Here is a 23005-nt window from a genome sequence, read left to right as displayed (position 1 = left end):
TCTCAACTGGTGGTCGATCAACGTTGATGGCAACCGGGTCACGGAAGAGGGGAGTACCCGATCTTCAGGTGGCAGTTGTTGATAGCAGCAGAGTAGAAGGATCACGAACGGTACAGGCAACCTGTCGTCAGATGGCGGCAGGTTCTTTTCTTTTCTTGAATTGAAGTCGATCATCATGTTTCAAGTTGGTAAACTCTCTCCCTCGTTACCGCTCTGAATGTTCAAACTCAGCGAGCATGGGAGGGAGACTTGATATGATCGCTTGGGATATGACAAGGAAGGCAGCAGATTGTGATACAAAATCCAGTACGTTGAGCATGCGGCATCAAGATTCTCAGTCGGTGATGGTTCAAGACAAACGAAGCCTTACCACGCCTACGGCGGTTGACTACCGCAATTTGAACTACTATTACTAAAAAGAGAGGGGTCTTGTATATGAAAAAATCTGCAATTGGCGTTTTGGTAATAGTGTTGTGTCTCGGCGGTCTAGGTGTCGGTTATTACTTCATCAACAGAGAAGTAGCTACTGTTGAAGTTGTAACTTCTCAAGCGAACTACAAAGTCTATGAAAACCTTTCAGAACTTGAGAAAGATTCAGATGCCATCGTCTTGGTGAAATTTACAGGGGAACGTGAAAACTACGAGGTAAAACAAGGTGATGTGCTCGTTGACACGCTTTCTAAATCCACGATTGATGTAAAGAAAGCATATGTAGGAGATTTGAAAGAAGGAAAGACAACCGTTTTCGAACAGGGTGCGATCAAAAGCGGGAAGTATCACAACGTTGAAGGATACAAATTGATGGATGAGAAGGGAGAGTATATCCTTTTCCTCCGCAAAAACAAGGATATGGATACCTACTCGATGGTCGGAATGCATCAGGGTAAGTATGATCTTCGTATTACCAAAAAACCTGAAAAGTACGAGGAAAGTCTGGAAGGTGCTAAGAAAGCGTTTGCCTCCTCAGACTATGAATATCTTGGTCACGATCAAGAGTTTGACAAATTCTACAGGCTAAAAGGTGAAGTGATCAAAAAGTATAAGGATAAATAGGGATTGGACTTCCGTAAGGGAGTCCTCTTTTTTTCGAACTAGAGGGGCATTTGGGGAATAATAATCAGAATGAATGATATGCTGATCTTTTGGTGCTTTTTGTATGCGGAGGAGGAAGAAGATGATAGAAGTGTTTCTATTAATAACAAAATATTTATTTCTCATATGAAAATAGTAACAAATATGATATTGTTATTGTGTGATAATAGATAAATGGTGGTGGTCAACTTGAATCACTCGTATATGGACATAGGACAAAGGGTAAAAACATATAGATTAAACCGTGGTCTGTCTCAGGACGAACTAGCAGAGGGTATCTGCTCACGTCAAACTATTAGTCTTCTTGAAAACGGTCAGCATCTCCCTTCGGCAGAGTTCATGAAGAAGATCGCTGTGAAACTGGGTATTTCATTTCATGAGATCATGGTCGATCAAGTCAATAACTTGGAAGCGAAAGTCCAACTCGATATCATCAAAGTTTATGTCGAGACGGCAGATTACGCTAATGCTTTACCATTGATCGAGGAATGTGAAGATCGTGAAGACCTGCTTGAATTTCAGCGGCGTGAGCTTGTTTTGTTAAAGGCAGAGTGCTTGACCCGGACGGGGAAGTCAGCGGAAGCGATCAAACTTCTCACCGATCTACAACAACGTCTTGAATTGGAACGTGATGCAGACGACCATTTCATGGCAATATTGTATGATAGGTTAGGAACAGCAAGCTACTTCTTGTCGAACATCGCTAATGCCCATGCTTATTATATGAGGGCGTATCAGCTTACACTTAGATTTCCCATGCTTGACCTAACTGCCGCTCGAATCTCATATAATCTAGGAATGGTGTGCCGACAACTAAATCGGCAGATAGATTCAATTGAGTATCTGAGAAAGGCAGAATCGTTTTTTAAGGTCATTTCTGATTCGAAAAGGCTAGCTCAAGTTTTGTTTGAACTTGGAATTGCCTACCGTTTCGGTGGAGATTTAGTACGTGCTGATAAATATCTCCAAGAATCGTTAGTTCTATACAAACAATTGAATTTTGTTAATATGGCCTATATGGTGAGAGAGTCATATGCTTTCACAGTCATGTCAAGACATCAACCTGAGCAAGCGATTGAAGAGTTGCTGGAATGTATAAAGGAGTTTGAAAAGGACGGTAATCTGCTACTTGTGTCGTTTACCTATGCACGAATCGCATACATTAGGCTCAAGCAACGTGATATTAAGGGAGCAGAGTTTTTTCTTCAGAAGTCAACTGATTTGTTTACTAAAGAAGAGGCATTTGGCAATCCACGGCTTGCATATGTATTACGGGTAAAATCAATGCATTATCTTGAAATTAATAATTTTGTCAAATGCATAGAGTTCTCTAACCTGTCGTCAGAAATTTTTGATACAATAGGTCTTGTAACTGAAGCGGCAGAGTCTTTGAAACTTTCTGCTGAAGCATATCGCAGGCAAAGAGAATATAAAGAGGCTGACGCAGTGTCACAAAAAATTATTGATTTCTTAGTTCGGTCAAAAGACTCTATTTCAAAAGTGGAGGCGTATTTCTAATGAAAGAGTGGATTCTTGTAGCCCTGCTTGTATTGGGGATACACGGAAGTATCAATTCCGAGCATCATTTTGCTTATGAACCAGGCCCTGGCCCGATGAGCACTAAAAATGTTTCCTATATTGCTGGCCCTGGCCCAATGACCGTCAAGATTGTTGTATCTGAAAAAGTGAGCCATCCTACATCAATCGTTGCAGAACAAGGAAATGATGCAGAGCGACTCTCGTGCTAAATTATTCCTACATGAAAAGTATAAATCTAAACAAAAACCTTCGGGAAACCGAGGGCTTTTTTATTTTCAGCAATTGTTCACCCCTAAAGAGCAGGGCTACTCCTCATCTCTTATTCCTACCGAATCACATTAATACTCTACACGACGATTGTTATTCTCTGAGAAGCGCTAATAAATGTGCCTCATCTCTAATATTCTTTTTTGTTTCTTAGCATTCTTTGTTCCAATAAAATAAATTATGTAATAGAACTGGATGCTGTACCTTGGGAATCTATTTATCTTACAAAATCTCAATTACGAAAGGTGATGATTGAAATGGATAATCCTCTTTCCCTCGGACAACGTATTCGTGAAATTCGCATGAAAAAGGGCGTCACACAGGTCGATCTTGCTATGGGACTTTGCACCCCCTCCATGATCAGTCAGATCGAAAGTAATCGAGCGAAGCCTTCCTTCAAAGTTCTAACGGGAGTTGCTCAACGTTTGGAGATTCCGATTGAGAGACTGCTGTCTGACATCAACCTTGATCTGGAATACATCAGCCAGTACAAGATAGCGATCGGGCTGGTTCGCGCGAAAGAGTACAAAGCTGCAATCCCCCTTCTTCAAGACCTTCTTAACTGCTCTCACCATCAGATTCGAAACAGCGAGATTCATCTCGAATTAGCTTCCTGTCATTTGGAATTAGGGGACATAGCGGAAGCGATCTTGCATCTAAACGAAGTGCATGAGTGGGCAAACCTACGGCAAGATCATGAATTGCAAGCTACCACACTCCATCGTTTAGGAATTGCCTATCACAAAAAGAATGAACCAACTCTAGCATTGTTTCACACAAAGCGTGCATTAGAGGAGTTAGGTAAAGCACCGGAGGTGAGCCCAACTCTTCGAGCAAAAGTCCTCACTCATCTGGCAAGCATCTATGAAGCGATCGGTAAGGTAGCAGAGGCGACAACCTTTTATGAAGAAGCATTGGCACTCAATCAGGAAAGTATCGAAGAATGTGGTACGGCATTTCTCCGAATGGCTGAAACGTTTCACAAAGCGAAGAGCTTTGTGAAAGCAGAGGAGTACGCAACGAGAGCTTCTGTAATCTTGGACGAATTAAACAGTATCGGGCACCGACAAGACTGCAAGCACCGTCTCATCTTGCTGAAAAGTAAACAGGGTGACTGGAAGAAGTCGGTTTCAGATTTGTTGCAACTTGCCGAAACCTTTGAGGCGGCTGCGAAAAAAGAAAAGGCTGGTGCCGTTTACACAGATATCGCTCTGATCTGTGAGGAATATGGAGAATTTGAGGAAGCCTGGGCATACGCTGAGAAAGCACGGTTGACGCTTCCCGATCTACATCCATCGATGGGAAATGTTCATCAAGTTCTAGCCAAGGTTCATTTGAATCAAAGCGATGCCGAAAAAGGAGAAAAGCATCTCCGCAATGCCATCATGATTTTTAAACAGCACGGCAAATTGTCAGAGTTGGAAGAAGTGACTCGGTATTACTGTCAGCATCTAATGGCCAAAGGAGAACACAATGCAGCTTTTGATCGGATGGAGAAGTTGCAGTCCTTCATGAGACAAACGCTAGAACAGCGTGGAATTATGTTGTAGTGAAACGCCGCGACTCTCTAAAGAAGGCGAGAAAGGAAAAGAAGCTGACACAGCAACAATTGGCCGACGAAGTTGGAATCACTCGGGCTTATCTCACAAACATTGAAAACGGCAAGAACGATCCCTCGCTTGAAGTTGCTTTCAAACTCTCGACTCATCTGGGTTATTCATTAGAGATATTGTTCTTCCCGCAGAACAGTCACGGATGCAATAGTAAAGCGTAATGGAGCAGCACACTTGTCAAAAACAAGATCAAATCGAGTCAGATCGACGAGCCCCCATCATGAAAATTGGGGGCTTTTGCTTTTACCGCCAGTATTTGCACAAATTTGAGCACAAAAAAGACCTCTTTCGAGGTCAGAGGAAGGCAGGAAGGGATTTGGAAAATTATAGCGAAAAGCTTAGTCGTGCACCTACCGCGTCGTCGATCAAACTCCTCATCCGCCCTTTTCAGATGAGTAGACATTTGATCACTGAGCAAGGGGGCTGGGCTTGAACCAGCTTGTGTTCAGCACCGAATCGATGTACGCGCAAGAAAAAGAATCCTGACCCACGATTCGTTGAAAGGATGTGCTACCTATCATGATCCGTACAGAACCGATCCTCGCAGTGGAAAATGTAGAAGCTAGTTCGAAGTGGTATCGAATGCTCTTGCAATGCGAAAACACGCACGAAAATGCGGAGGTGTTCGACCAACTCATCGATGCGGATGGAACGATCCTGCTCTGCTTGCATCGTTGGGGCGATCATGAGCATCCGTCCTTGTTAAGTCCCGATCGGGGAAAAGCGGGCAATGGTCTCTTGCTCTTCTTTCGCGTCGATCAGTTTGACAAGGCGTGGGAACGGGCGCAAGCGCTTCAGGCAAAAATTGAAGAAGAGCCGCATTTCAATCCGTTCGCCGGACACCACGAATTCACCTTGCGCGATCTGGACGGCTACTATCTCACGATCTGCTCGATGCCTTGTTGATCGGCAGCTAAGGCATGCTCGTTTGCTGTCAAAATTGCTTGAACGATGAGCGATCAAATTGAGTGGTTCAGAATCGAGCATCATTAAGCGGACGAACGCTTGGACTCCTTTCAATCAATGATAAAGAAAGGAGTTCCACTCAAATGTGTAGTAATCGTAATTGATAACAATGAAAAACTAGATTTGGCTGCTGTTGTGAAAGGGAAATTTCAATGGACGTGAACAGAATTATGATCCTGCTCAAGGGTGAGGACAAAACGGAAATGGTTCAAACTTACAAGGTTGAAGGAGAGCATGTATGGATCACCTTTTCAAACTCGAAGACATATCGGTATCGACTGACTAATTTTGAAATTTTTAAAAATCCATCGGTGACTGAGCTGACTGAAGAGATGGCAGTCTATGCGAATGATATACCGCTTCATAATATCGCGCACATCCAAAACTTTGGCTCAAAGATGAGGGTGGTTTCAAAAGATGGAAAAAGCGATGTTTACGACAGCATATCAATTCGAGTGGAGTGTACCGGCATATCCAAAGGAAAGGCCATAAGCACTCTTGACTATTGGAAAGTGATATCGAGATATACGAGCAGCAAGGATGAAGAGCGAAACAAAGAGAAGTCCTTCCTAAAGAAGCAGTTTGACGGGCTTACGTTTGTAAGCCCGAGAAGTGTTTTAAGCTGTTATCTCAAAGGGGATCCAATTCGAGTGAATCGATCGGTCGAATCGGATACGATCTTTCCCTTTCGGTTCAATCTGAGCCAGAAGGAAGCGCTCGATCGAGCATTAAGCAGCCAGATATCAATCATTGAGGGTCCGCCTGGCACTGGCAAGACGCAAACGATCTTAAACATACTGGCCAATCTTGCGATCATGCAAAATAAAACGGTGGCTGTCGTTTCTGGAAACAATGCAGCCGTGCAAAATGTGAAAGATAAGTTGGAAGCGCAAGGGTATCACTTTTTTGTTGCTGCGCTTGGAAATGATAAAAATAAAAAGCAGTTCTTCGAGAATCCTCCTCAACAAGATGTATCCGCATGGCAGAGCGACATAGCGGAGGGAGAGTTGATGGCTCAAATCAACAAGATGAACGGTGACCTTCATCGCCTGATGGAAGTCGAGAAGATGAAGGCAAAGCTTCAGCAGAAGTTATCAGCTTATCGGTTGGAGCGAGAGCATTTTGCGGCCTACTACGAGCAACAGGAAATAGATCAGATACGAAGGCTGTCATTCTATCGCCAGACACCTGAGAAAATCATCTCATTCATAGCGGAACATCAGCTGAAGGCAGAACGCGGGAGACTCGGTCAGCTGATCTACAAAGCTAGAGCTCTTTTCCTCTATGGGTTTACTGATTTCACTCGGTTGCGCAAGAACGAAATCGAAGTGATTCTGAACTTTCAGCGAGAGTATTACGACTTGAAGGTTGAGCAGTTGGGTGAACAGATAGATTCATTGCAACATGAGCTAGATCAAGGCTCCTTCAGGTCGTTGCAACAGAACTATCAGCAAATCTCAGAGCAACTATTTCGACATAAACTATTCAAAAAGTATGATCAGAGAGCCTCCGTTAAGGCAACTGCAAGCACTTACAAAAGGAACTTTACCAAATTCGTGACACATTTTCCGATCATGCTCAGCACAACGCATTCCCTTCGCAACTGCGTACCGGAACATTTTATGTTCGATTACGTCATTCTCGATGAATCCTCTCAAGTCGACCTGTTGACCGGTGCACTAGCGCTCTCCTGTTGTAAAAACGCGATCATTGTTGGGGATATGAAACAGTTGCCACATATTGTTGATCAGAAGATTGCAAAGCGATTGGGTGATGTTGGTGTTGATGTGGACGAGCCATACGATTATTTTAAACATAACCTTTTATCCTCCATGCTTGCCCTGTACGGAGATACCGTTCCAAAAGTGATGCTGAAAGAGCATTATCGCTGTCCTCCGCGTATCATCGAGTTTTGCAATCAAAAATATTACAGAGGTGAACTTGTCGCTTTCACAACGGAGAGCGCGGAAGATCAGCCACTGCTGATCTATCATACGGTGGATGGCAATCATATGCGAGAAGTGACACATGGCAGGAAAGGGAGGTTCAACCAAAGAGAATTGGATGTCATTCAACATGAGGTTCTGGTTGACTTAGAGGCAGCCATCAAAAGCCACTCCGATATCGGGTTTGCAACACCTTATCGAATACAGGTTGAAAAAGCATCTGATCAATTGGTAGAGGAGATTGAAAGCGATACAATCCACAAGTATCAAGGTCGCGAAAAGCCAACGATGATTCTGTCCACAGTGCTTGACCGCACGCGACCGGGCGTTACGGGGCTGAAGTTTGTGAACGATCCGCGCATGATCAACGTGGCGGTCTCCAGAGCTCAGCAGCGGTTTATTCTCGTGACCGATAAATCGCTTTTCCGCGACTATAGCAGTGAGATCGGCGATCTGATTCGGTACATGGAGTACAGCACGCTGGATGACAACGTTGTGGAGAGTGAGATCGTATCTGTATTCGATCTCTTATATAAGGAGTATTCGGATAAATTGAGATCTTTTAAGGAGAAGATCATACACCGCTCGAAGAATAAGTCGGAGAACATAGTTTGGACATTGCTCAGTGAGATTTTACAGGACGAAGCGTATGAGCAGCTTGAATGTAGCGAGCAGGTGTACATTCGAAATCTGTTGAGGGATAAAGAGCTGAAAAAGCTCGACGAACGTGAGCGGCAATACGTAAACAATGGAGCGTCTGTCGATTTCGTCATTTTCCATCGGCTCGATAAATTCCCAGTCTTAGCGATCGAAGTGGATGGATTTTCCTATCACGAGAACGATCCTCATCAGTTGGAGCGCGACCGAATGAAAGATCACATCCTGGATGTGTATGGACTCCCGATTCTTCGACTTCCTACGACAGGAAGTAGGGAAGATGAGAAAATCAGAGGAAAGCTAGACATCATTCTAAACCGGGGAACTTGAGGGGAAGCAAAGGGAAGCTGCTTTCGCTGTTGAAACGAAGGGGTGCCAGCGGGTTCGATTTTATCACCGATTTGCACCAATCGCTCTACGCATCGCAAGAGTTTCATCGTAAGAAAGGAGAACTACAATTGAACATCCGAAAAGCGCGCCTTGAGGAAGCGAGCCAGCTTAGCGACCTTTCCTTTCGTTCGAAAGCACACTGGGGTTATAGCGAGGAGTTTATGGAGGCTTGTCGTCAGGATTTGACGATCACGCCCGCCTATCTTTCCGAAGTGCATGTATTTGTTGCAGAGGATGAGGGCGAGATAAAAGGTTTTTTCGGTCTGGAACGAGAAGAGGATAGATGCTTGCTCAACTACCTGTTCGTTTTGCCAGCGGCGATCGGTCAAGGATATGGGAGAGCGTTGTGGTGCAAAATGATGGAAGTGGCGAAAGAGCTTGGGGTTCGTACAGTTCAAATTCATAGCGATCCCTATGCGGAACCGTTTTATCTGTCGATGGGAGCGAAGCGGATCGGAGAGATCAAGTCCACCGTTTTTGCAGGGAGAATGCTGCCTTTGATGGAAGCTGGAGTTGATCGCGATCTGTAGCAGCAATCGCTTCTGTGTTTGCTGACCAACATCGTGCATCAGGGCGGTGGGTCATGCGAACGATGAGGGTGGATAGATGGAGTAGAGGATCGTAGAACGGGAGGATCAAGATGAAGATAAAACTGACCAGCGTTTTTGTGGACGACCAGGACAAGGCATTGAAGTTTTACACAGAAGTCTTGGGGTTTGTGAAGAAGCACGAGGTTCCGATGGGCGAAGTGAAGTGGCTGACCGTCGTATCTCCGGAAGCGCCAGACGAGGTGGAATTGGTGCTTGAACCGAACAGCAACCCAGTGGCAAAAACGTACCAACAGGGCCTTGTTGAGCAGGGCATCCCTGCCACAGCCTTTATGGTCGATGATATTCAGCAAGAGTTTGAAAGAATGAAGGGGTTGGGCGTCCAATTCCGCACGGAGCCGACAGCTGCTGGCCCGACGATGATCGCAATATTTGATGACACCTGCGGCAACCTGATCCAGCTCTTTCAGGTTAACCGAGACGGTGAAAATTCCTGAGGCAAAGTGAACAGAAGTACAGACTTCCCTGAATCGTGACGGTACGACCCGACAATTCAGGCAGATAGATCTAGCAAAGAGGGGAGCGATCCCCTCTTTTTCATGTTCGGAAGATGTGCTTCTCCACATCGGTGTTGTCGTTCAAGATGAGCAGTTTGTCCCGATAATTCTCTAGGATTTTAAAAATCTCCGCCTTTTCTCGATGCTGATGGTCATAATTCCATCTGTACATCCGCCTGAGCATGCTGAACGTCTGCTTATAATTTCCCTTTTCCAACCCCAGTTTCTGTACGAGAAACCGCTTTAAGATGCGATAGTTCCGCTTCCGAATCCCTGTATCCAGATAGATGATCAGCTCAGCTTGTTCAAAGCCATCGAGCACCCATTTGTAATGCACGCCTTCGATAATCCAGCGATCGGAAGCGAGGATCTCCTGCAAGATCGCATCTCGTTCTTCGTCGCTGTTGCGGATATCTCCCTGATCGCTTCGCTTCCAGACCACATTGTCCAGCTCATGATAGGGGATGCCCAATAAGGTTGATAACCGCCGCGCCAAAGTTGATTTTCCACTTCCAACCGATCCGATGATCTGAATCTTGTTCGGTGCCGATCGCTCCATCTGCACATCCACTTCCCTTACTACCAAGTGTGAACTTTTGGTTTCGTGACCCCTTTCCGAAATCCCTTCCATTGACCGGCCGAGTGGGAAATTTTATACTAAGGCTTCTTTGTGAGATTCGATCTTCAAGCAAACGATGCGGAGGTGTCAGATGAGCGATCGATTGTACGACCCCAGAACGCACAGCGACTGGTTGTCCCCACATTCGATCGAGTGGTACGCCCACTTGGGAGAAGCGGCCAGACAGTATTCGTACCCGTGGAACAGGATGACGACCGAGCCGAACGGGGAGACGATGTTTGAGCAAGAAGTGATGGCGATGGTGACGAACAAAACGGTGTTGGATATCGGATGTGGGCATGGTGAGTTCACGAAGCGATGGAGCGGAGTTGTCAAAAAGATCGTCGGGTTGGATGGGACGGACGACTTTGTGCAGGTGGGACGTACAGACGCCCGGCAAAATGTTTCGTTCGTGGTCGCGAACACCAAAAACAGCCTTCCGTTTGCGACGGCAGCGTTCGATTGTGCCTACAATCGCAGAGGGCCAACGTCCGCATATCTCGATGTGAAGCGCGTGATCAAAAGCGGCGGGCGTTTGCTAGGTCTTCATCCTGGTGATCGCTTGGGTGAAGAGCTGTCCCATTGGTTCCTCACACTGTTCGAACCGCGTCCAGCAGGGACTCCAGTGCTGGATATTCTGAAACAAAGGCTTGCTCAAGGAGGTCTCGTTCACGCGGAGATCCGGTGTCCAGCATCCAATATTTGCAGGAGCCGATCGACATCATCAACATGCGTTGTTTCGGCCAAAAGCGATCTGTTTTCGAGGCGGTTAAAGAGCGATGCTTGCCGGAGATCCTCCAGATCTTTGAAAGGCATGCTACGGAAGACGGATTGCCCACAGCGTTTGAGCAGTACATCGTGCGTGCGGAGGTCTAGGCAAAAAATTGCTCACAGCGTTTGGACGGTATATCGTGCAGGCTGACATCTAAGCAGTAGAATGCAATGCTCACTTCGTCAAATCGTGCGCTATTCTGTAGCAAAGCTAGTCGTCTACTTTTGTTCTGAAGAAAGGTTTTTTCATGAGGGGAAGTTACCGAGAGCCTTTTCCTTTTTGAGAGGAACGGGTGGGTGGGAAACACGATCGCTTTTGACCATGTGGCAATCATTCATAGCGATACACGCTCGAACAGAAAAATCCGCCGAACGGTAGCAAGTTACCTTTTCGGCGGATTTTTAAAAATGCGGTCGGATGACGGCTATCCCTGCTGCCCGTTTTTCACCCACTGGGCAACGGTCACCGTTCGTTTCGTCTGATGCTTAACCGCAGCTGTGTAGTCCTCTTGGATGTTCCCATCCTGATCGACGGTGACGCTTGTGCCGTATGGATTTCCACCAGCTGCGAAGATCGACTGGTCGGTGTAGCCAGGCGTGGCGACGATCGCTCCCCAATGGTACATCGACGTGTAGAGGGCGAGCACCGTCTGTTCTTGACCGCCGTGTGGATTTTGTGCGCTGGTCATCGCGCTGACCACTTTGTTCACCGTTTTTCCGTGGAACCAGATTCCTCCGGTCGTATCTAAGAACTGCTTCATCTGTGAAGCGACGTTGCCGAATCTCGTAGGTGTGGAGAAGATGATCGCATCTGCCCATTCGATCGCCTCAGCCGTTGCGACCGGCACATCTTTTGTCTGATCATAATGCGCTTTCCACGCTGGGTTGGTGGCGATCACCGACTCGGGTGCCAACTCTTGCACTTTAAACAGCTGCACCTCTGCGCCGGCCTCTTTCCCAGCTTCGACCGCAGTTTGGGCGAGTTTATAGTTGGTTCCTGTTGAACTGTAGTAGATCACAGCCAGCTTTACGTTCGACATCTAAGCCCCTCCATGAATCGTATTGGTCAAATGGCGTACCACTGTAAATATAGCCGTTCGATCTGACGAATATACGCATCGCTCCGCTGAAGCGCCTTGCACAGAGCGAATGAGCACAGGAGCGGCGGCGGGCGTTTGGGAAGAGCCGTATAAATCGAGCGATTTGGCGTACACTAGAGGAGATCATACGGAATGATGATCGAGCTGTGTGCGTGGATGGGTATACATACTAAATCTGTGGGAGGCTCGTTGCACATGTATGATATCGCGATTGTTGGAGCAGGACCAGCAGGGTTGAGCGCGGCGCTCTTTGCTGCCAAAGCGGGGAAGAAAACGCTGTTGATCGACAATGACAAAGGGATGACCAAGCGGGCTTGGTTCGAAAATTTTTACGGAGTCTTAGAGATCAGCGGTCCAGACTTGCTGGAGATCGGCAGAAAACAGGCAGCAAAATTTGGCGCTGAACTGGTCGAGGATAAAGCGGTGAACATCGTCAAAGGAACGGACAGCTTGACGATTGAGACGGAAGCGAAGGGTTCTTTCGAAGCGAAGCATGTGATTTTAGCGACTGGCGTGATCGTCGAACTTGCCGAGCAGATCGGCGTGGAAACAAAGCCTGGCACAGAACCGCGAATTAAAACGGTCCTGCAAGTGGATCAAGATGGAAAGACCAAGATCGACCGTGTCTGGGCGGCCGGAACGTGTGCAGGCGTCAGCGTGCATGCGACGATCACAGCGGGCGACGGTGCGAAAGTTGCGATCAACGTGATCAGCGAACTGAATGGCGAGCGCTATGTGGATCATGATGTTCTTCAAGCGCCGAAATAAGACCGGCCTCGCACAAAGGTGAGCTTCCCTCGGAGCTCACCTTTGTTTTTTCTGCAAAAATTGTTCACGCGGACTTGCGCGTTGTCACAAAATCGAGCCGCTCCTCGTTTTATGGGCAAACCACAACGAGGAGATGAGTGAGGATGAAAGAGCTAACATGTATCGTCGTCGGAGGGGGATATGCGGGGATCAACGCTGTCAAATCGATCCGCAAAACGTTAGGTGATCGAGCGGTCGGAAAAAAGGTTCGGCTGATCTTGATCGATCAACAGTCGCATCATCTTCGCAAAGTGTTGCTGTTCAAACCGGCAGCGGAAGAGGCGAATCTCGCGGTGCCCTTGACCCACTTGTTTCCTGAAGGCGTTCAATTTGTCCAAGGCGCGGTGCAGGAAGTGCGCGGAAATGATCGCAGTTTGCTCTATCTGGATGAAGCAGGCGCTGAGCAGGTGATCCGCTATGACGTTCTCGTCTTGGCGCTCGGCAGCGTCGTGCGGCGAGCAGATCCAGAGCAAGGTGGAATTTCTTTGACCGGCGTGGAGGCGGCGCAGTCGATCCGCGAGGCATGGCGCGCCAACTTGCGCCAAGCTGTGCAGGAAAAGCGGGCAGAAGAGCGACAGCGCTTGCTTGCGCTGTCTGTCGCCGGAGCGGGCATCAGCGGCATCGAGACATCTGCAGAGCTCGCCGCTGCGATGAGGAAAGAGGCGAAGGGGCTCGGCATCGATCCGAATGAGGTGAACGTCTACTTGCTAAACGCGCAGCAGCGGTTGTTTGCTGAAGGGCCGGCCAAGATGGGACGCAAGCTGGAGCGAGCGCTGCAAGAGGGCGGCGTCACCGTCCTGCATGGCCAGAAGGTGCTGCGAGAACGAGGGGGAGAGCTTACGCTCTCCAGCGGTAGCACGCTGTCGGTCGGACTGTGCGTCTGGACGCTCGGGCTGCTGCCCAATCCGATTTTGCGCCAGATCGGTTTGCCCGTCTCGGATGAGGGGCAGATCGTGGTCGATGCTTCGTATCGGGTTGCAGGTGCACCGGGCGTATACAGCATCGGGGACTGCGCCCGCATCGTCGATGCGACCAGCGGTCAAGCGGATCGAATGACCTGCAAGGAGGCGGGAGGTCAGGCGGTCAGACTGGGCAAAATCATCTTGGCCGATCTGGAAGGGAAGCCAGCCCCTGCCCATAAAAGCTTTATGGATTTTTATTGCGTCGGGCTTGGCCCGGAGCGCGGAATGGTCTGGACCAGACAATGGGGGCTGGATATCATCATGACAGGCAAACTCGGTTGGAAGCTCAGGCAGTTCACCTGGGATGTCGCAAGTTTGTTAAAATAAGGTTGTTGAAGATGCTGGGGCGAAAAAGGAAGTGGATCGGTGATGGAAGATCTGTACGAAAAGTATAAGGGGCTGCTGTTCAGGCTGGCCTACCAGTTGACCAGTTCGGCCACCGATGCGGAGGATATCGTGCAGGACGTGTTCGTGAAAGCGCATGATGTAAGCTTCGATCGATTGTCAGAGCCGAAAGCTTATCTGTGCAAGATGACGACGAACCGCTGTTTAGATTTTCTGAAGTCGGCGAGCAAAAAGCGTGAGCGCTACACCGGGCCGTGGCTGCCTGAGCCGATCCCCACTCCAGATGATGACCAGTTCGAATCGGTCGTGCACAAAGATCTGCTCTCGTATGCGATGCTCGTCCTTTTGGAGCGGCTGACTCCGGCAGAGCGAGCTGTGTTCGTACTGCGAGAAGCGCTCTGCTTTGAATATGCTGACATTGCCGAATTGGTCGGAAAAAGCGAAGCGAACTGTCGCAAGCTGATCAGCCGAGCACGTGGCAAGATGGGGATTGCTGCTGATGATTCGATCTACGCCAAAGAGATGGGCGGAGAGTGGATCGGTCGGTTCTTTGCTGCACTCGAACAGGGCAATGTGGACGTTCTCTTATCTTTGCTCGCCGAAGATGCGGTGCTCGTATCTGACGGCGGGGGCAAAGTGTCGGCCGCCATTCATCCGATCGTCTCGCGCGACCGCGTTGCTCAGTTTTTGCTCGGGCTGGTTCGCAAAGCAGCGAAGGAGGAAGGGAGCTTTCAGGTGGAGTTTCAGTCGCTGAACGGGCAGACTGCGTTCGTGTTTCGCCGAGGCGAGCAAGTCGAGATGGTGGTGTTCTTGCACTTCGAGCAAGAGGTCGTTCAGCGCCTTTACTTCATTCGCAATCCAGAGAAGCTCAATCATGTGGAAGCTCTATCGTAAGCTATGATCGCAAATTTGAGCGAGGGATAGAGTCGTTTGCGCAGAAGATTCGGCAGGATGCGTTCATCTTCTGGCACCGTTCGCAAAAATCACAGAGAGGCTGTCCGGCAAGGTGTGAAACCTTGCGGACAGCCTCTTCTTGTTGCAGAGCAGGTGCAAATCGCCGGTGCTTGGCTGTCGCTGGCAGCGACCTCAAGCGGCGCCCATCGGCTTTGCAGCTTTGGGTGAAAAGACGGAGATGTGATCGAGCGTCTGTTTGTCGTGCGGGCCGACGAAGAGCAGCTGATAATTTCCCCGGTAATAGACGAGAATGTCGTCGTTCACATTTCCGTTTTGGTATTTGCGAGTTTCGTTCGGATTGCCCAACGTTTTTTTGATCTCGGTGAACGTCACTTGGCTGTAATCGATCTTCGGATTGATCGTCGAGCCGAAGGAACGAACATCGTAGATCACGTTTCCACGCCCGACGCCAAACGCATAGATGCCATCGCCGACACCGCGCCAGTAGACTTCGTATACATCGTTGGCGGTGACCCCTTTGTCGGGAGCGCCCCAAGCGCGGTGCACATCTTCGATCAAGCTTTTTCCTGAGATAAACTGGATGCCAGGGACTTTTCCTTGCTCCGCCAGCTGGCTGATCTGTTTGAGAAGCACCGTGTGGTCAGCGACTGGCGCTTTCTCTGCAGACCGATCCTGATCGGTGATCGGGGAGACAACGATCTCTCCGTTCGGGTTGCTCTCCGGCGGTCTTGCCTCGTTTTGCGGTTTGTCAGGTGCGCTTTGATCCTGCTTATCGTTCGAAGCTGATTGAGGTGTTGTTGGCGGTGGTGTTTCGGCATCCGATTTTCCGCTGGTCAAGGAACAGCCGCTGACGAGCACCAAAGCGGTCAACCCGATCGCCGTCCAGCCGATCGATCTTTGTTTAAACGATTTGATCATGCGAATCCTTCTTTCCAGTAGTTTTTTGGTTGCCGCAAGATGGACAACACCGGAAGTGGCGGGGGGAGCGGCAACCTGCCGCTCCAGCAAGGACAGGATCGTCTGCCCATAGTTCAGCAAGTTTTTCGGATCGAGGTGCCGCAAGACGATCGCGTCACAAGCGACCTCCTGATCTTCGCGCATCTTAAAGGATGCGTACCACAGCAGCGGGTTGAACCAATGAAAGGCGAGGAGCAGGTCGAACAGCCAATTGACGAGGAGGTCCTTTCGCCTCAGATGGGCTAGCTCGTGCAGAAACACGTGCGTCAGCTGCGCATCGGATAAATCTGCCGCCGTATGATCGATCGGCAGGACGATCGTCGGGCGGAACAGACCGTAGAGCGCCGGGCTGGATACGCAAGGCGAGATGCGCAGGGCGGGCAACCGTTTGATCGACAGGGTGGCGGCGGCCGCTTGCAACAGCGCAGTCTCATGATCCTCTGGGTGCATCGAATGTTTGACCAGCCGGCGGGAGAAGGTGAGATTGCCCCAGACGGTTCGCAACAGCAGGCAGCAGGTGACCAAGAGCCAGCCACCGATCAGCAGATCGTACAGCGACCAAGCATGCTGATCGGCCACAGTCGCTAGGGTGACAGCAGCAGTGCTGTCGGGCATTTCTGCGCTTCCGCTTTGTTCAAGGTGGAGGTCAGGAACTGTTGCGCTGCTCTGCCAGAGCGGTGTCTGATCGACCCAACCGGAATTGCCTGTCGTAAGCAGGTTGTAGACGCTCCAGTCACTTTCTGGCCCCCACGGCACGAGCAGCTTGACCAACAGCAACAGCCATAGCGCATAGCGCCACTCGGGTGTGAGCTTTTGGCGCAAGATTCTCTGGACAAACAGGATGATCAGGACGAGGACGGTGGTGAGAATCGAGATGTTGATCACCAGATGAAACAGATCGCCAGCGCTCCGAATGACCCAATCGATCCAATGATTCATCGCGAACCACCGCTCCGCTTTTGCTCATCTAACAGCTGTTTCAACTCGTCGATCTCTTTTTCTGACAGGCTCTCGCTCTGGAGAAAATTGACCATCAGCGGTTTGAACGCACCGTTGTAAATGCGTTTGAGGAAGGTGTGCGTCTGTTCTCGTTGGCAGGTTTCCTCCGAGACTAAGGAATGGTAGGCGTAGGGGCGAGACCCCTGTTCGATGCCGACCACCTCTTTGACGACCAGCCGATTGAGCAAGGTGCGCACCGTCTTCGGATTCCAGTTCATCCGCTCGGCGACCTGCTCGATCACTTCGGCTGCAGTCAGCGGCTCGTTCGCCCAGAGCGCTTTCATCACTTCCCATTCCGCTTCTGAAATGGCGGGGAGCTGCTTCATTCTAATCACCTCAACATCGGTTGATTACAAGTGTAGTATCATGAGTATTACATCTGTAATCAAATGCTGTCAAGAGGGGCGATCGCTTGTTGGGCAAAGCTGTTGATATGGTAAGATAGTAGAGAAGAGGAATACATACGAACTGTAAGGGGATCGATCGTGGTGGCGGAACAGGAGAGAGCGGCGCAAATCGTCCCGCGCATTTTGATCATGACGTCTGTCGCGGCGGAGCGGGAGGCGGTGCTGCGCGGGCTGGGCGACGATGACCGATTTGACGTCCGCGTCGCGGGCGTCGGTCAGGTGGCGGCTGCGGTGAGCACGGCGAAAGCGCTGATGCGGGCAGAGTATCGCTTGGTGATCAATGCGGGGATCGCCGGAGGTTTTCCCGAGCGGGCAGAGGTAGGCTCGCTGGTGGTGGCAGATGAGATCGTCGCCGCCGATCTCGGCGCGGAGAGCCAAGAGGGGTTTCTCAGTTTGGACGAGCTGGGCTTCGGCTCCGCTCGAATTTCGGTGGATCAAGGCGTGGTGACCGCTCTGACCGCAGCGTTGCGAGCGGCAGGATTGTCCGCACAAGCGGGCCCTGTGCTCACCCTCTCCACCGTGACCGGCAGCGCCGAAACGGCTGCGCTGCTCGCCGACCGCGTGCCTGGAGCGGCGGCGGAGGCGATGGAAGGGTACGGTGTCGCGCTGGCAGCACAAGATCGCGGCATACCCGCTCTGGAGATTCGCACCATCTCCAATCCGGTCGGTCCTCGCGACCGGAGCGCATGGCGCATCAAAGAGGCGCTCGCAGCGCTTGAGGCGGCGAGTGCCATTTTCGCGGAGGTGTTAGGATGAAGATCGCTTTTTCCCCGTGTCCGAACGACACGTTTGTTTTTCACGCTTGGGTGCACGGCCTGATCCCGGGCGCTCCCAAGCTTGATGTCAGATATGCGGATATCGACATCACCAACAGCTTGGCAGCCGAATCGAACGAGTTGGATGTGCTGAAGATCTCCTATGCGGCGCTGCCGTGGGTCTTGGATGAATACGCGCTGCTGCCCTGCGGAGGCGCGCTTGGGCGCGGCTGCGGCCCGCTGGTGCTGACCAACCAGGCGGGAGTCAGCGACCCGGCTGTGCTGTCTGGCAAGCGGGTGGCCGTCCCGAGCGAGCGCTCTACCGCTTACTTGCTGTTCCGCCTGTGGGCGGCGCAAAACGTGCCGGGCGGCGTCGGCGAGATCGTGATCCTTCCGTTTCATGAGATCATGCCTGCTGTGCGCGACGGCAAGGTGGACGCAGGGCTTGTCATCCACGAGGCGCGCTTCACCTACGGTGCCTACGGACTGACGATGCTCGCCGACATGGGGAGCTGGTGGGAGGCTGATACCGGACTGCCGATTCCGCTCGGGGCGATCGTCGCCAAGCGGTCGCTCGACCTCTCGGCGATCGCCGACTGGACTCGCGCGTCTGTCGAGTACGCATGGGCACATCCTGAGGCGTCAAACGAGTATGTGCTGCAGCACGCGCAAGAGCTGTCCCCCGAAGTTGCCAAAGCGCACATCGACCTTTACGTGAACCGATTCACCGCCGATCTGGGCGATGACGGGTACGGGGCGATCACCGCGCTGCTCGGACGGGCTGCTGCCGAAGGGCTCGTGCCGCAGTTCGACCTGACCAAACTGCGCTGACATTTTGGAACGGCGGAGGAAAGGCTCCTTTTTTTGAAAAGGGAGTCTTTCTTTTTTTGACAGCAGCGGTTCACTGCAGAACAAGCGGTTGACTAACTTTTCAAAAAGAACTAAAATGACAGAAAATCGGGAAAGGGAGGGTACTCGGATGAAAAAAAGATCGTTAAAGTCTTTGGCCAAAGGTGTTGGGTACTCGACTGCCGTTTTCTTCGATGTGATCGATCAGGGGAGAAGTCTGTCCAAAAACGGATATCGATGCGACTTGCCATCCTTTGATTCGATCGGTGATTGAATCGTAGGCCACAGGTCGCCGCCTGTGGGAGAATGTTGGATGCGTACACACTACAGGTATTTGCTGTGGTGTGTTTTTTATTTTCTTGAACAAACTGGGAGGGATCAGCATGAAACGAATGGGACGCAAGATCTTGATCAGGCCGTACGAAATGGAAGATGCGGCCGCATTGCTCGAAGTAAATGTGAACAATCGGGAGTTTTTTCAAAAGTATCTTTCCCATCGCGAGGAGGAGTTCTACACGCTCGATCATCAGATCGAACGGATCAAAAGAGGAAAGGAAATGCGGGCGCAAGATCAGGTGTACTCGTTTGGCATTTTTGAGCGGGAGAGCGAACAGCTGGTCGGGAGCATCTCGTTGACCGAAGTGCTGCGCGGGCCGCTGCAAAGCTGTTTTATCGGCTATTATCTGGATGAGAAGTGCAACGGACGGGGCTACATGACGGAGGCGGTGCGGCTGGTGGTCGAGTATGCGTTTCAAGAATTGAAATTGCACCGGATCGAGGCGGGCGTGATGTTGCACAATCTCGGCTCGATGCGCGTTTTGGAAAACGCCGGTTTTCACAAAGAGGGGATTGCGAAAAAGAATGTGAAGATCAACGGGCGATGGGAAGATCATCAGGTCTTGGCGATCGTCAATGAGGAAGATTGAGCGAAGCGTCAGTCGCTTGGGCCAAAAATGAAAGAGGGGCAGTGCCCCCTCTTTTCTTATGCGTTCGCTCCCTGTTCAGGTGTGCAGCACAGTTCGCCTTCGCCCGATTCGATCGCCGACTTGAGGCTGCTCAGCACCTGTTGCCAAGCCATCTGATGCCAAGCGTGCGCCTGTTCCCACGCCTCGCCTTCGCCAAAGCCCGCATGCTCCACCGCCACTTCGGTATGGTCAGCAGCTGCTGAAAAGGTGACGCTCACAGTCGTCAGCAGACCGTCATGATTCATGATCTCAGCAAACTGATCTGGCCCTTTCCATGTGAAGGTGAGCCGCTCCATCGACTCGAATTGGGTGACGGTACACCCTTTGGTGCCCATGCGATCCTGATGTTCAGGATCAAAAAACAGTTCGTACGCACCGCCAACTTGCGCTTCGATGTTGGCAGCAGGAGCGAACCATTTGACGATCCGTTCCTGATCGGTCCAGGCCAACCAGGCGATTTCTTTAGAGCATGCGACTTCGACATGATGTTTAATCGATTCCACAATACCCCTCCTTTACCATTTTCAAAATATTTCTTCTTCACAGCATCTGATAATACCTGCTTACCGCGCGGACGGAAGGTCGGCAAGCAGATGGGGCAGGAGAAACTTTCCAACCTGTGTTATCGTAATCGAAAGAGAATTGATAAGCAGGTGAGATGGGGGAATGATGATGAGCAATCCGCAAATCGAACTCGTTGGGGTATATGAGGTGGAAACGACTGTGGACGTGGTATTGGTGGAAGTGATCGCCGATGCCCGATTTTCCGATATTCAAATGGAGCAGTTCACGCAAAAGGATGAGACACAGCCGCGGATGAACTGGCAGACCGCCTATGATGAACAAGTGCTAGATCGCACTGGGCACGAGGTGATCGGAGATTTTTTTACCAAGCCAAGTGAGGACAGCTCCCCTTCGAGGATCGTCTTTTTCTTCCATGAGCTAGATTGGAACAAGTTGCTGATCACGCCGTTTGGGGCGCTTACACTGCCGGAATCGCCTTCGGAGATGCCAGCAAGACTGCGGGGCATCATCGTGTATCACCCGGTCGATTGATTTTAAGTTGCTCGTACCCACCACTTTTTCGGTCGCGAAAGGTAGGATTCGACAGGGTGGATGTCGTAACTTGATATGAATTTGAATCGCTTGTAGCGGAGGAAGCAGGTGAGCGACGATGGAGTACGTACCGGAAAAGTTTGAAACGAAGCGCTTGTTGATCCGCGCGCCGAAAGATCAGGATGCGCAGATGCTGTACGAAGCGATCTGCGAAAGTTTTGATGACTTGAAGCGCTGGATGACATGGGCGCAGCAAAAGCCGATCCTCGCCGAAACGCAGGCGAACATCCGCAAAGCACGGCAGCAGTTTTATGATCGGGAGGATCTGAAGTTGCACCTGTTCGACAAGGAGACGGGGCAACTGGTCGGTTGCAGTGGACTGCATCGCATCGATTGGCAAGTGCGGAAGTTTGAGATCGGCTATTGGGTGCGCTCCTCGTTTGCAGGCAGAGGGCTGATCACCGAAGCGGTGGCGGGGATCACCGATTTTGCGGTTCGCAAGCTTGCGGCCAACCGCATCGAGATTCGCACCAACCCTGAGAACGCGCGCAGCATCAGAGTGGCGGAGCGGTCAGGTTTTACGCTGGAGGGCACGCTGCGCCGAGATAGTTTCGATGTGACAGGCGAGCTTCGCGATACGCTGGTGTTCGCCAAAGTGAGAGGCGTGGAGTATTGAGCGATGATCAAAGTGGGGTTATCCAGTTGGAAAGAGCATGCGAAGACGGTCGGCGGGGATACGCTCGGCAGGTATTCGTCACATTTTCCGATCGTCGAATCGGAGAGCTCCTTTTATGCGGTACAGCCGACGCGCAACTATCAGAAGTGGGTGGATGAGACACCGCCCGACTTTGGGTTTGTGATCAAGGCGTATCAGGGGATGACAGGTCACCTGCGCGGGAACAATCCTTTTGAAAATGCGACTGCGATGTTCGACGCCTTTCTCGCTTCGATCGTGCCGCTGCTGCAGGCGGGCAAGCTGAAGATGGTGCTCTTTCAATACCCGCCGTGGTTTGATTGCACCCGCCAGAATGTGGATGCGCTGCGCTATACGAAAGAAAAGATGGGGGATCTCCCCGTGGCGCTCGAATTTCGGCACCAGAGCTGGTTTGTCGCTGGGATGCGGGAGCGGACGCTGCAGTTTATGGAGCGAGAAGGGTGGATTCACTCGATTTGCGATGAGCCGCAAGCGGGCGTAGGTTCGGTGCCGACGGTGCTCCATCCCACTCATCCCGACCTGACCCTCGTGCGCATGCACGGCCGAAATGTGAGCGGCTGGACGAGCCAAGGCAGGGAGCGCGACGAGTGGCGAGAGGTGCGCTATCTGTATCGGTACAACGGCGAGGAGCTCGCAGAGTGGAAGGAGAACCTGAGGGCGCTTGAGAAGTCCACGCAAGAGGTATGCGTGATCTTCAACAACAACTCGGGACGAGATGCAGGACCGAACGGCAAGGAGCTGATGCGATTGCTCGGCATCGAGTATCGGGGCGAAGCGCCAGGTCAGCTTCATCTGTTCGATTGAGCAACCGATAGAATTGGAGGAGGAAACAGCATGATCAACAAGATTGGAACGGTGGCAGTCTATGTGGACGACCAGGAGCAGACGTTGAAGTTCTGGACAGAGCAGGTAGGGTTTGAAGTGAAGGCCAACCATCCGATGGGGCCGAACGGCAGCTGGATCGAAGTCGCGCCAAAAGGTGCAGAATCTGCGCTGGTCATCTACCCGAAATCGATGATGGAAAACTGGGAACAACAGAAAGCTTCGATCGTCTTTCTCAGCGACGATGCGAAGAAGACGTTTGAGGAGATGTCCGGACGCGGCGTAAAGTTCATACAAGAGCCGAACGAAATGCCGTGGGGGACGTTTGCGATCTTTGAGGATCTCGACGGCAATCAGTTTCTGATCAAAGGATGACGAGGGAGAGC

General features: G+C 50.7%; 26 protein-coding genes. 21 read left to right on the top strand and 5 right to left on the bottom strand.

Features of this window, described 5'->3' with window-relative positions; genetic code table 11:
* Positions 1 to 435 precede the first annotated feature (435 nt).
* The 9 genes from ACFSOY_RS07195 (at position 436) to ACFSOY_RS07155 (ending at position 9515) form a co-directional block, all read left to right on the top strand.
* A complete protein-coding gene (locus ACFSOY_RS07195) occupies positions 436 to 1053 on the top strand; it encodes a hypothetical protein (protein WP_386045196.1) in 618 nt (205 codons plus the stop codon).
* Between the two features lie 228 nt (positions 1054 to 1281).
* Positions 1282 to 2610, top strand: a complete 1329-nt coding sequence (locus ACFSOY_RS07190; protein WP_386045194.1) for a helix-turn-helix domain-containing protein — start codon at positions 1282 to 1284, stop codon at positions 2608 to 2610.
* On the top strand, positions 2610 to 2840 hold the full coding sequence (locus ACFSOY_RS07185; protein ID WP_386045192.1) for a hypothetical protein: 231 nt from the start codon (positions 2610 to 2612) through the stop codon (positions 2838 to 2840). The genes ACFSOY_RS07190 and ACFSOY_RS07185 overlap by 1 nt, the downstream gene beginning before the upstream one ends.
* A gap of 315 nt (positions 2841 to 3155) precedes the next feature.
* Positions 3156 to 4448 (top strand): helix-turn-helix domain-containing protein, encoded by a 1293-nt coding sequence (locus tag ACFSOY_RS07180; protein WP_386045190.1) that lies wholly within the window; start codon positions 3156 to 3158, stop codon positions 4446 to 4448.
* Complete coding sequence (locus ACFSOY_RS07175; RefSeq protein WP_386045188.1) at positions 4448 to 4672, top strand: helix-turn-helix transcriptional regulator; 225 nt, start codon at positions 4448 to 4450, stop codon at positions 4670 to 4672. The genes ACFSOY_RS07180 and ACFSOY_RS07175 overlap by 1 nt, the downstream gene beginning before the upstream one ends.
* Before the next feature lie 358 nt (positions 4673 to 5030).
* The gene (locus ACFSOY_RS07170; protein ID WP_386045186.1) at positions 5031 to 5417 is read left to right on the top strand and encodes a VOC family protein; all 387 of its coding nucleotides are present in this window, start codon (positions 5031 to 5033) and stop codon (positions 5415 to 5417) included.
* 212 nt (positions 5418 to 5629) lie between these two features.
* Entirely contained in the window at positions 5630 to 8410 is a 2781-nt protein-coding gene (locus ACFSOY_RS07165; RefSeq protein ID WP_386045184.1) for an AAA domain-containing protein, read from the top strand.
* Positions 8407 to 9000: a GNAT family N-acetyltransferase gene (locus ACFSOY_RS07160; RefSeq protein WP_386045182.1), complete on the top strand. Its 594-nt coding sequence runs from the start codon at positions 8407 to 8409 to the stop codon at positions 8998 to 9000. Before ACFSOY_RS07165 ends, ACFSOY_RS07160 begins: the two co-directional genes overlap by 4 nt.
* A 110-nt stretch (positions 9001 to 9110) precedes the next feature.
* The gene (locus ACFSOY_RS07155; RefSeq protein ID WP_386045181.1) at positions 9111 to 9515 is read left to right on the top strand and encodes a VOC family protein; all 405 of its coding nucleotides are present in this window, start codon (positions 9111 to 9113) and stop codon (positions 9513 to 9515) included.
* A 100-nt stretch (positions 9516 to 9615) separates the two neighbouring features.
* On the opposite strand, the gene ACFSOY_RS07150 is transcribed toward ACFSOY_RS07155, so the two are convergent.
* Positions 9616 to 10134 carry an AAA family ATPase gene (locus ACFSOY_RS07150; protein WP_386045180.1) on the bottom strand — a complete coding sequence of 173 codons (519 nt, stop codon included), beginning with the start codon at positions 10132 to 10134 and terminating at the stop codon, positions 9616 to 9618.
* A gap of 151 nt (positions 10135 to 10285) precedes the next feature.
* Between ACFSOY_RS07150 and ACFSOY_RS07145 the strand changes: the two genes are divergently transcribed.
* Positions 10286 to 11116, top strand: a complete 831-nt coding sequence (locus ACFSOY_RS07145; RefSeq protein WP_386045178.1) for a class I SAM-dependent methyltransferase — start codon at positions 10286 to 10288, stop codon at positions 11114 to 11116.
* Positions 11117 to 11390: 274 nt separating this feature from the next.
* On the opposite strand, the gene wrbA is transcribed toward ACFSOY_RS07145, so the two are convergent.
* Entirely contained in the window at positions 11391 to 12005 is a 615-nt protein-coding gene (wrbA, locus tag ACFSOY_RS07140) for an NAD(P)H:quinone oxidoreductase type IV (protein WP_386045176.1), read from the bottom strand.
* A 255-nt stretch (positions 12006 to 12260) separates the two neighbouring features.
* Here wrbA and ACFSOY_RS07135 point away from each other — a divergent pair, with 255 nt between their 5' ends.
* The 3 genes from ACFSOY_RS07135 (at position 12261) to ACFSOY_RS07125 (ending at position 15073) form a co-directional block, all read left to right on the top strand.
* Complete coding sequence (locus tag ACFSOY_RS07135; RefSeq protein WP_386045174.1) at positions 12261 to 12833, top strand: NAD(P)/FAD-dependent oxidoreductase; 573 nt, start codon at positions 12261 to 12263, stop codon at positions 12831 to 12833.
* Between the two features lie 143 nt (positions 12834 to 12976).
* Complete coding sequence (locus tag ACFSOY_RS07130; protein ID WP_386045172.1) at positions 12977 to 14161, top strand: NAD(P)/FAD-dependent oxidoreductase; 1185 nt, start codon at positions 12977 to 12979, stop codon at positions 14159 to 14161.
* A gap of 42 nt (positions 14162 to 14203) precedes the next feature.
* On the top strand, positions 14204 to 15073 hold the full coding sequence (locus ACFSOY_RS07125; RefSeq protein WP_386045170.1) for an RNA polymerase sigma-70 factor: 870 nt from the start codon (positions 14204 to 14206) through the stop codon (positions 15071 to 15073).
* Between the two features lie 192 nt (positions 15074 to 15265).
* On the opposite strand, the gene ACFSOY_RS07120 is transcribed toward ACFSOY_RS07125, so the two are convergent.
* Together ACFSOY_RS07120 and ACFSOY_RS07115 are read right to left on the bottom strand one after the other, a co-directional pair.
* The gene (locus ACFSOY_RS07120) at positions 15266 to 16990 is read right to left on the bottom strand and encodes a M56 family metallopeptidase (protein ID WP_386045168.1); all 1725 of its coding nucleotides are present in this window, start codon (positions 16988 to 16990) and stop codon (positions 15266 to 15268) included.
* Positions 16987 to 17376, bottom strand: coding sequence for a BlaI/MecI/CopY family transcriptional regulator (locus ACFSOY_RS07115; RefSeq protein ID WP_386045166.1), 390 nt, complete (start codon positions 17374 to 17376; stop codon positions 16987 to 16989). The genes ACFSOY_RS07120 and ACFSOY_RS07115 overlap by 4 nt, the downstream gene beginning before the upstream one ends.
* Positions 17377 to 17586: 210 nt before the next feature.
* Between ACFSOY_RS07115 and ACFSOY_RS07110 the strand changes: the two genes are divergently transcribed.
* From ACFSOY_RS07110 to ACFSOY_RS07095, 4 genes are all read left to right on the top strand, one after another.
* Positions 17587 to 18213 (top strand): futalosine hydrolase, encoded by a 627-nt coding sequence (locus tag ACFSOY_RS07110; RefSeq protein WP_386046768.1) that lies wholly within the window; start codon positions 17587 to 17589, stop codon positions 18211 to 18213.
* Entirely contained in the window at positions 18210 to 19043 is an 834-nt protein-coding gene (locus ACFSOY_RS07105; protein WP_386045164.1) for a 1,4-dihydroxy-6-naphthoate synthase, read from the top strand. The genes ACFSOY_RS07110 and ACFSOY_RS07105 overlap by 4 nt, the downstream gene beginning before the upstream one ends.
* 148 nt (positions 19044 to 19191) lie before the next feature.
* Positions 19192 to 19335, top strand: a complete 144-nt coding sequence (locus tag ACFSOY_RS07100) for a hypothetical protein (RefSeq protein WP_386045162.1) — start codon at positions 19192 to 19194, stop codon at positions 19333 to 19335.
* A 109-nt stretch (positions 19336 to 19444) separates the two neighbouring features.
* Positions 19445 to 19987, top strand: coding sequence for a GNAT family N-acetyltransferase (locus tag ACFSOY_RS07095; protein WP_386045160.1), 543 nt, complete (start codon positions 19445 to 19447; stop codon positions 19985 to 19987).
* A gap of 56 nt (positions 19988 to 20043) precedes the next feature.
* Here the strand turns inward: ACFSOY_RS07095 and ACFSOY_RS07090 are convergent, their stop codons facing one another.
* Positions 20044 to 20529, bottom strand: coding sequence for an SRPBCC family protein (locus ACFSOY_RS07090; RefSeq protein WP_386045159.1), 486 nt, complete (start codon positions 20527 to 20529; stop codon positions 20044 to 20046).
* 169 nt (positions 20530 to 20698) lie between these two features.
* Between ACFSOY_RS07090 and ACFSOY_RS07085 the strand changes: the two genes are divergently transcribed.
* The 4 genes from ACFSOY_RS07085 to ACFSOY_RS07070 all read left to right on the top strand — a co-directional run bounded on the left by ACFSOY_RS07085 (position 20699) and on the right by ACFSOY_RS07070 (position 22994).
* Positions 20699 to 21082 carry a hypothetical protein gene (locus ACFSOY_RS07085; protein WP_386045156.1) on the top strand — a complete coding sequence of 128 codons (384 nt, stop codon included), beginning with the start codon at positions 20699 to 20701 and terminating at the stop codon, positions 21080 to 21082.
* 118 nt (positions 21083 to 21200) lie between these two features.
* Positions 21201 to 21758: a GNAT family N-acetyltransferase gene (locus ACFSOY_RS07080; RefSeq protein ID WP_386045154.1), complete on the top strand. Its 558-nt coding sequence runs from the start codon at positions 21201 to 21203 to the stop codon at positions 21756 to 21758.
* Positions 21759 to 21761: 3 nt separating this feature from the next.
* Positions 21762 to 22601, top strand: a complete 840-nt coding sequence (locus tag ACFSOY_RS07075) for a DUF72 domain-containing protein (RefSeq protein WP_386045152.1) — start codon at positions 21762 to 21764, stop codon at positions 22599 to 22601.
* Positions 22602 to 22631: 30 nt separating this feature from the next.
* Positions 22632 to 22994, top strand: a complete 363-nt coding sequence (locus ACFSOY_RS07070; RefSeq protein ID WP_386045150.1) for a VOC family protein — start codon at positions 22632 to 22634, stop codon at positions 22992 to 22994.
* Positions 22995 to 23005 lie beyond the last annotated feature (11 nt).

Origin of the sequence: Tumebacillus lipolyticus, assembly GCF_042682745.1 — a bacterium.
In the GTDB taxonomy this organism is placed as follows: Bacteria; Bacillota; Bacilli; order Tumebacillales; family Tumebacillaceae; genus Tumebacillus_A; species Tumebacillus_A lipolyticus.
This window is presented reverse-complemented; position numbering and strand designations above follow the sequence as displayed.

What these genes read in the sequence shown, in the direction of transcription:
- ACFSOY_RS07195 (WP_386045196.1), top strand. Translation starts at nt 436, where the DNA reads ATGAAAAAATCTGCAATTGGCGTTTTGGTAATAGTGTTGTGTCTCGGC.
- ACFSOY_RS07185 (WP_386045192.1), top strand. Translation starts at nt 2,610, where the DNA reads ATGAAAGAGTGGATTCTTGTAGCCCTGCTTGTATTGGGGATACACGGA.
- ACFSOY_RS07180 (WP_386045190.1), top strand. Translation starts at nt 3,156, where the DNA reads ATGGATAATCCTCTTTCCCTCGGACAACGTATTCGTGAAATTCGCATG.
- ACFSOY_RS07170 (WP_386045186.1), top strand. Translation starts at nt 5,031, where the DNA reads ATGATCCGTACAGAACCGATCCTCGCAGTGGAAAATGTAGAAGCTAGT.
- ACFSOY_RS07165 (WP_386045184.1), top strand. Translation starts at nt 5,630, where the DNA reads ATGGACGTGAACAGAATTATGATCCTGCTCAAGGGTGAGGACAAAACG.
- ACFSOY_RS07155 (WP_386045181.1), top strand. Translation starts at nt 9,111, where the DNA reads ATGAAGATAAAACTGACCAGCGTTTTTGTGGACGACCAGGACAAGGCA.
- ACFSOY_RS07150 (WP_386045180.1), bottom strand. Translation starts at nt 10,134, where the DNA reads ATGGAGCGATCGGCACCGAACAAGATTCAGATCATCGGATCGGTTGGA.
- ACFSOY_RS07145 (WP_386045178.1), top strand. Translation starts at nt 10,286, where the DNA reads ATGAGCGATCGATTGTACGACCCCAGAACGCACAGCGACTGGTTGTCC.
- wrbA (WP_386045176.1), bottom strand. Translation starts at nt 12,005, where the DNA reads ATGTCGAACGTAAAGCTGGCTGTGATCTACTACAGTTCAACAGGAACC.
- ACFSOY_RS07135 (WP_386045174.1), top strand. Translation starts at nt 12,261, where the DNA reads ATGTATGATATCGCGATTGTTGGAGCAGGACCAGCAGGGTTGAGCGCG.
- ACFSOY_RS07130 (WP_386045172.1), top strand. Translation starts at nt 12,977, where the DNA reads ATGAAAGAGCTAACATGTATCGTCGTCGGAGGGGGATATGCGGGGATC.
- ACFSOY_RS07125 (WP_386045170.1), top strand. Translation starts at nt 14,204, where the DNA reads ATGGAAGATCTGTACGAAAAGTATAAGGGGCTGCTGTTCAGGCTGGCC.
- ACFSOY_RS07120 (WP_386045168.1), bottom strand. Translation starts at nt 16,990, where the DNA reads ATGAATCATTGGATCGATTGGGTCATTCGGAGCGCTGGCGATCTGTTT.
- ACFSOY_RS07115 (WP_386045166.1), bottom strand. Translation starts at nt 17,376, where the DNA reads ATGAAGCAGCTCCCCGCCATTTCAGAAGCGGAATGGGAAGTGATGAAA.
- ACFSOY_RS07110 (WP_386046768.1), top strand. Translation starts at nt 17,587, where the DNA reads ATGACGTCTGTCGCGGCGGAGCGGGAGGCGGTGCTGCGCGGGCTGGGC.
- ACFSOY_RS07105 (WP_386045164.1), top strand. Translation starts at nt 18,210, where the DNA reads ATGAAGATCGCTTTTTCCCCGTGTCCGAACGACACGTTTGTTTTTCAC.
- ACFSOY_RS07100 (WP_386045162.1), top strand. Translation starts at nt 19,192, where the DNA reads ATGAAAAAAAGATCGTTAAAGTCTTTGGCCAAAGGTGTTGGGTACTCG.
- ACFSOY_RS07095 (WP_386045160.1), top strand. Translation starts at nt 19,445, where the DNA reads ATGAAACGAATGGGACGCAAGATCTTGATCAGGCCGTACGAAATGGAA.
- ACFSOY_RS07085 (WP_386045156.1), top strand. Translation starts at nt 20,699, where the DNA reads ATGAGCAATCCGCAAATCGAACTCGTTGGGGTATATGAGGTGGAAACG.
- ACFSOY_RS07080 (WP_386045154.1), top strand. Translation starts at nt 21,201, where the DNA reads ATGGAGTACGTACCGGAAAAGTTTGAAACGAAGCGCTTGTTGATCCGC.
- ACFSOY_RS07075 (WP_386045152.1), top strand. Translation starts at nt 21,762, where the DNA reads ATGATCAAAGTGGGGTTATCCAGTTGGAAAGAGCATGCGAAGACGGTC.
- ACFSOY_RS07070 (WP_386045150.1), top strand. Translation starts at nt 22,632, where the DNA reads ATGATCAACAAGATTGGAACGGTGGCAGTCTATGTGGACGACCAGGAG.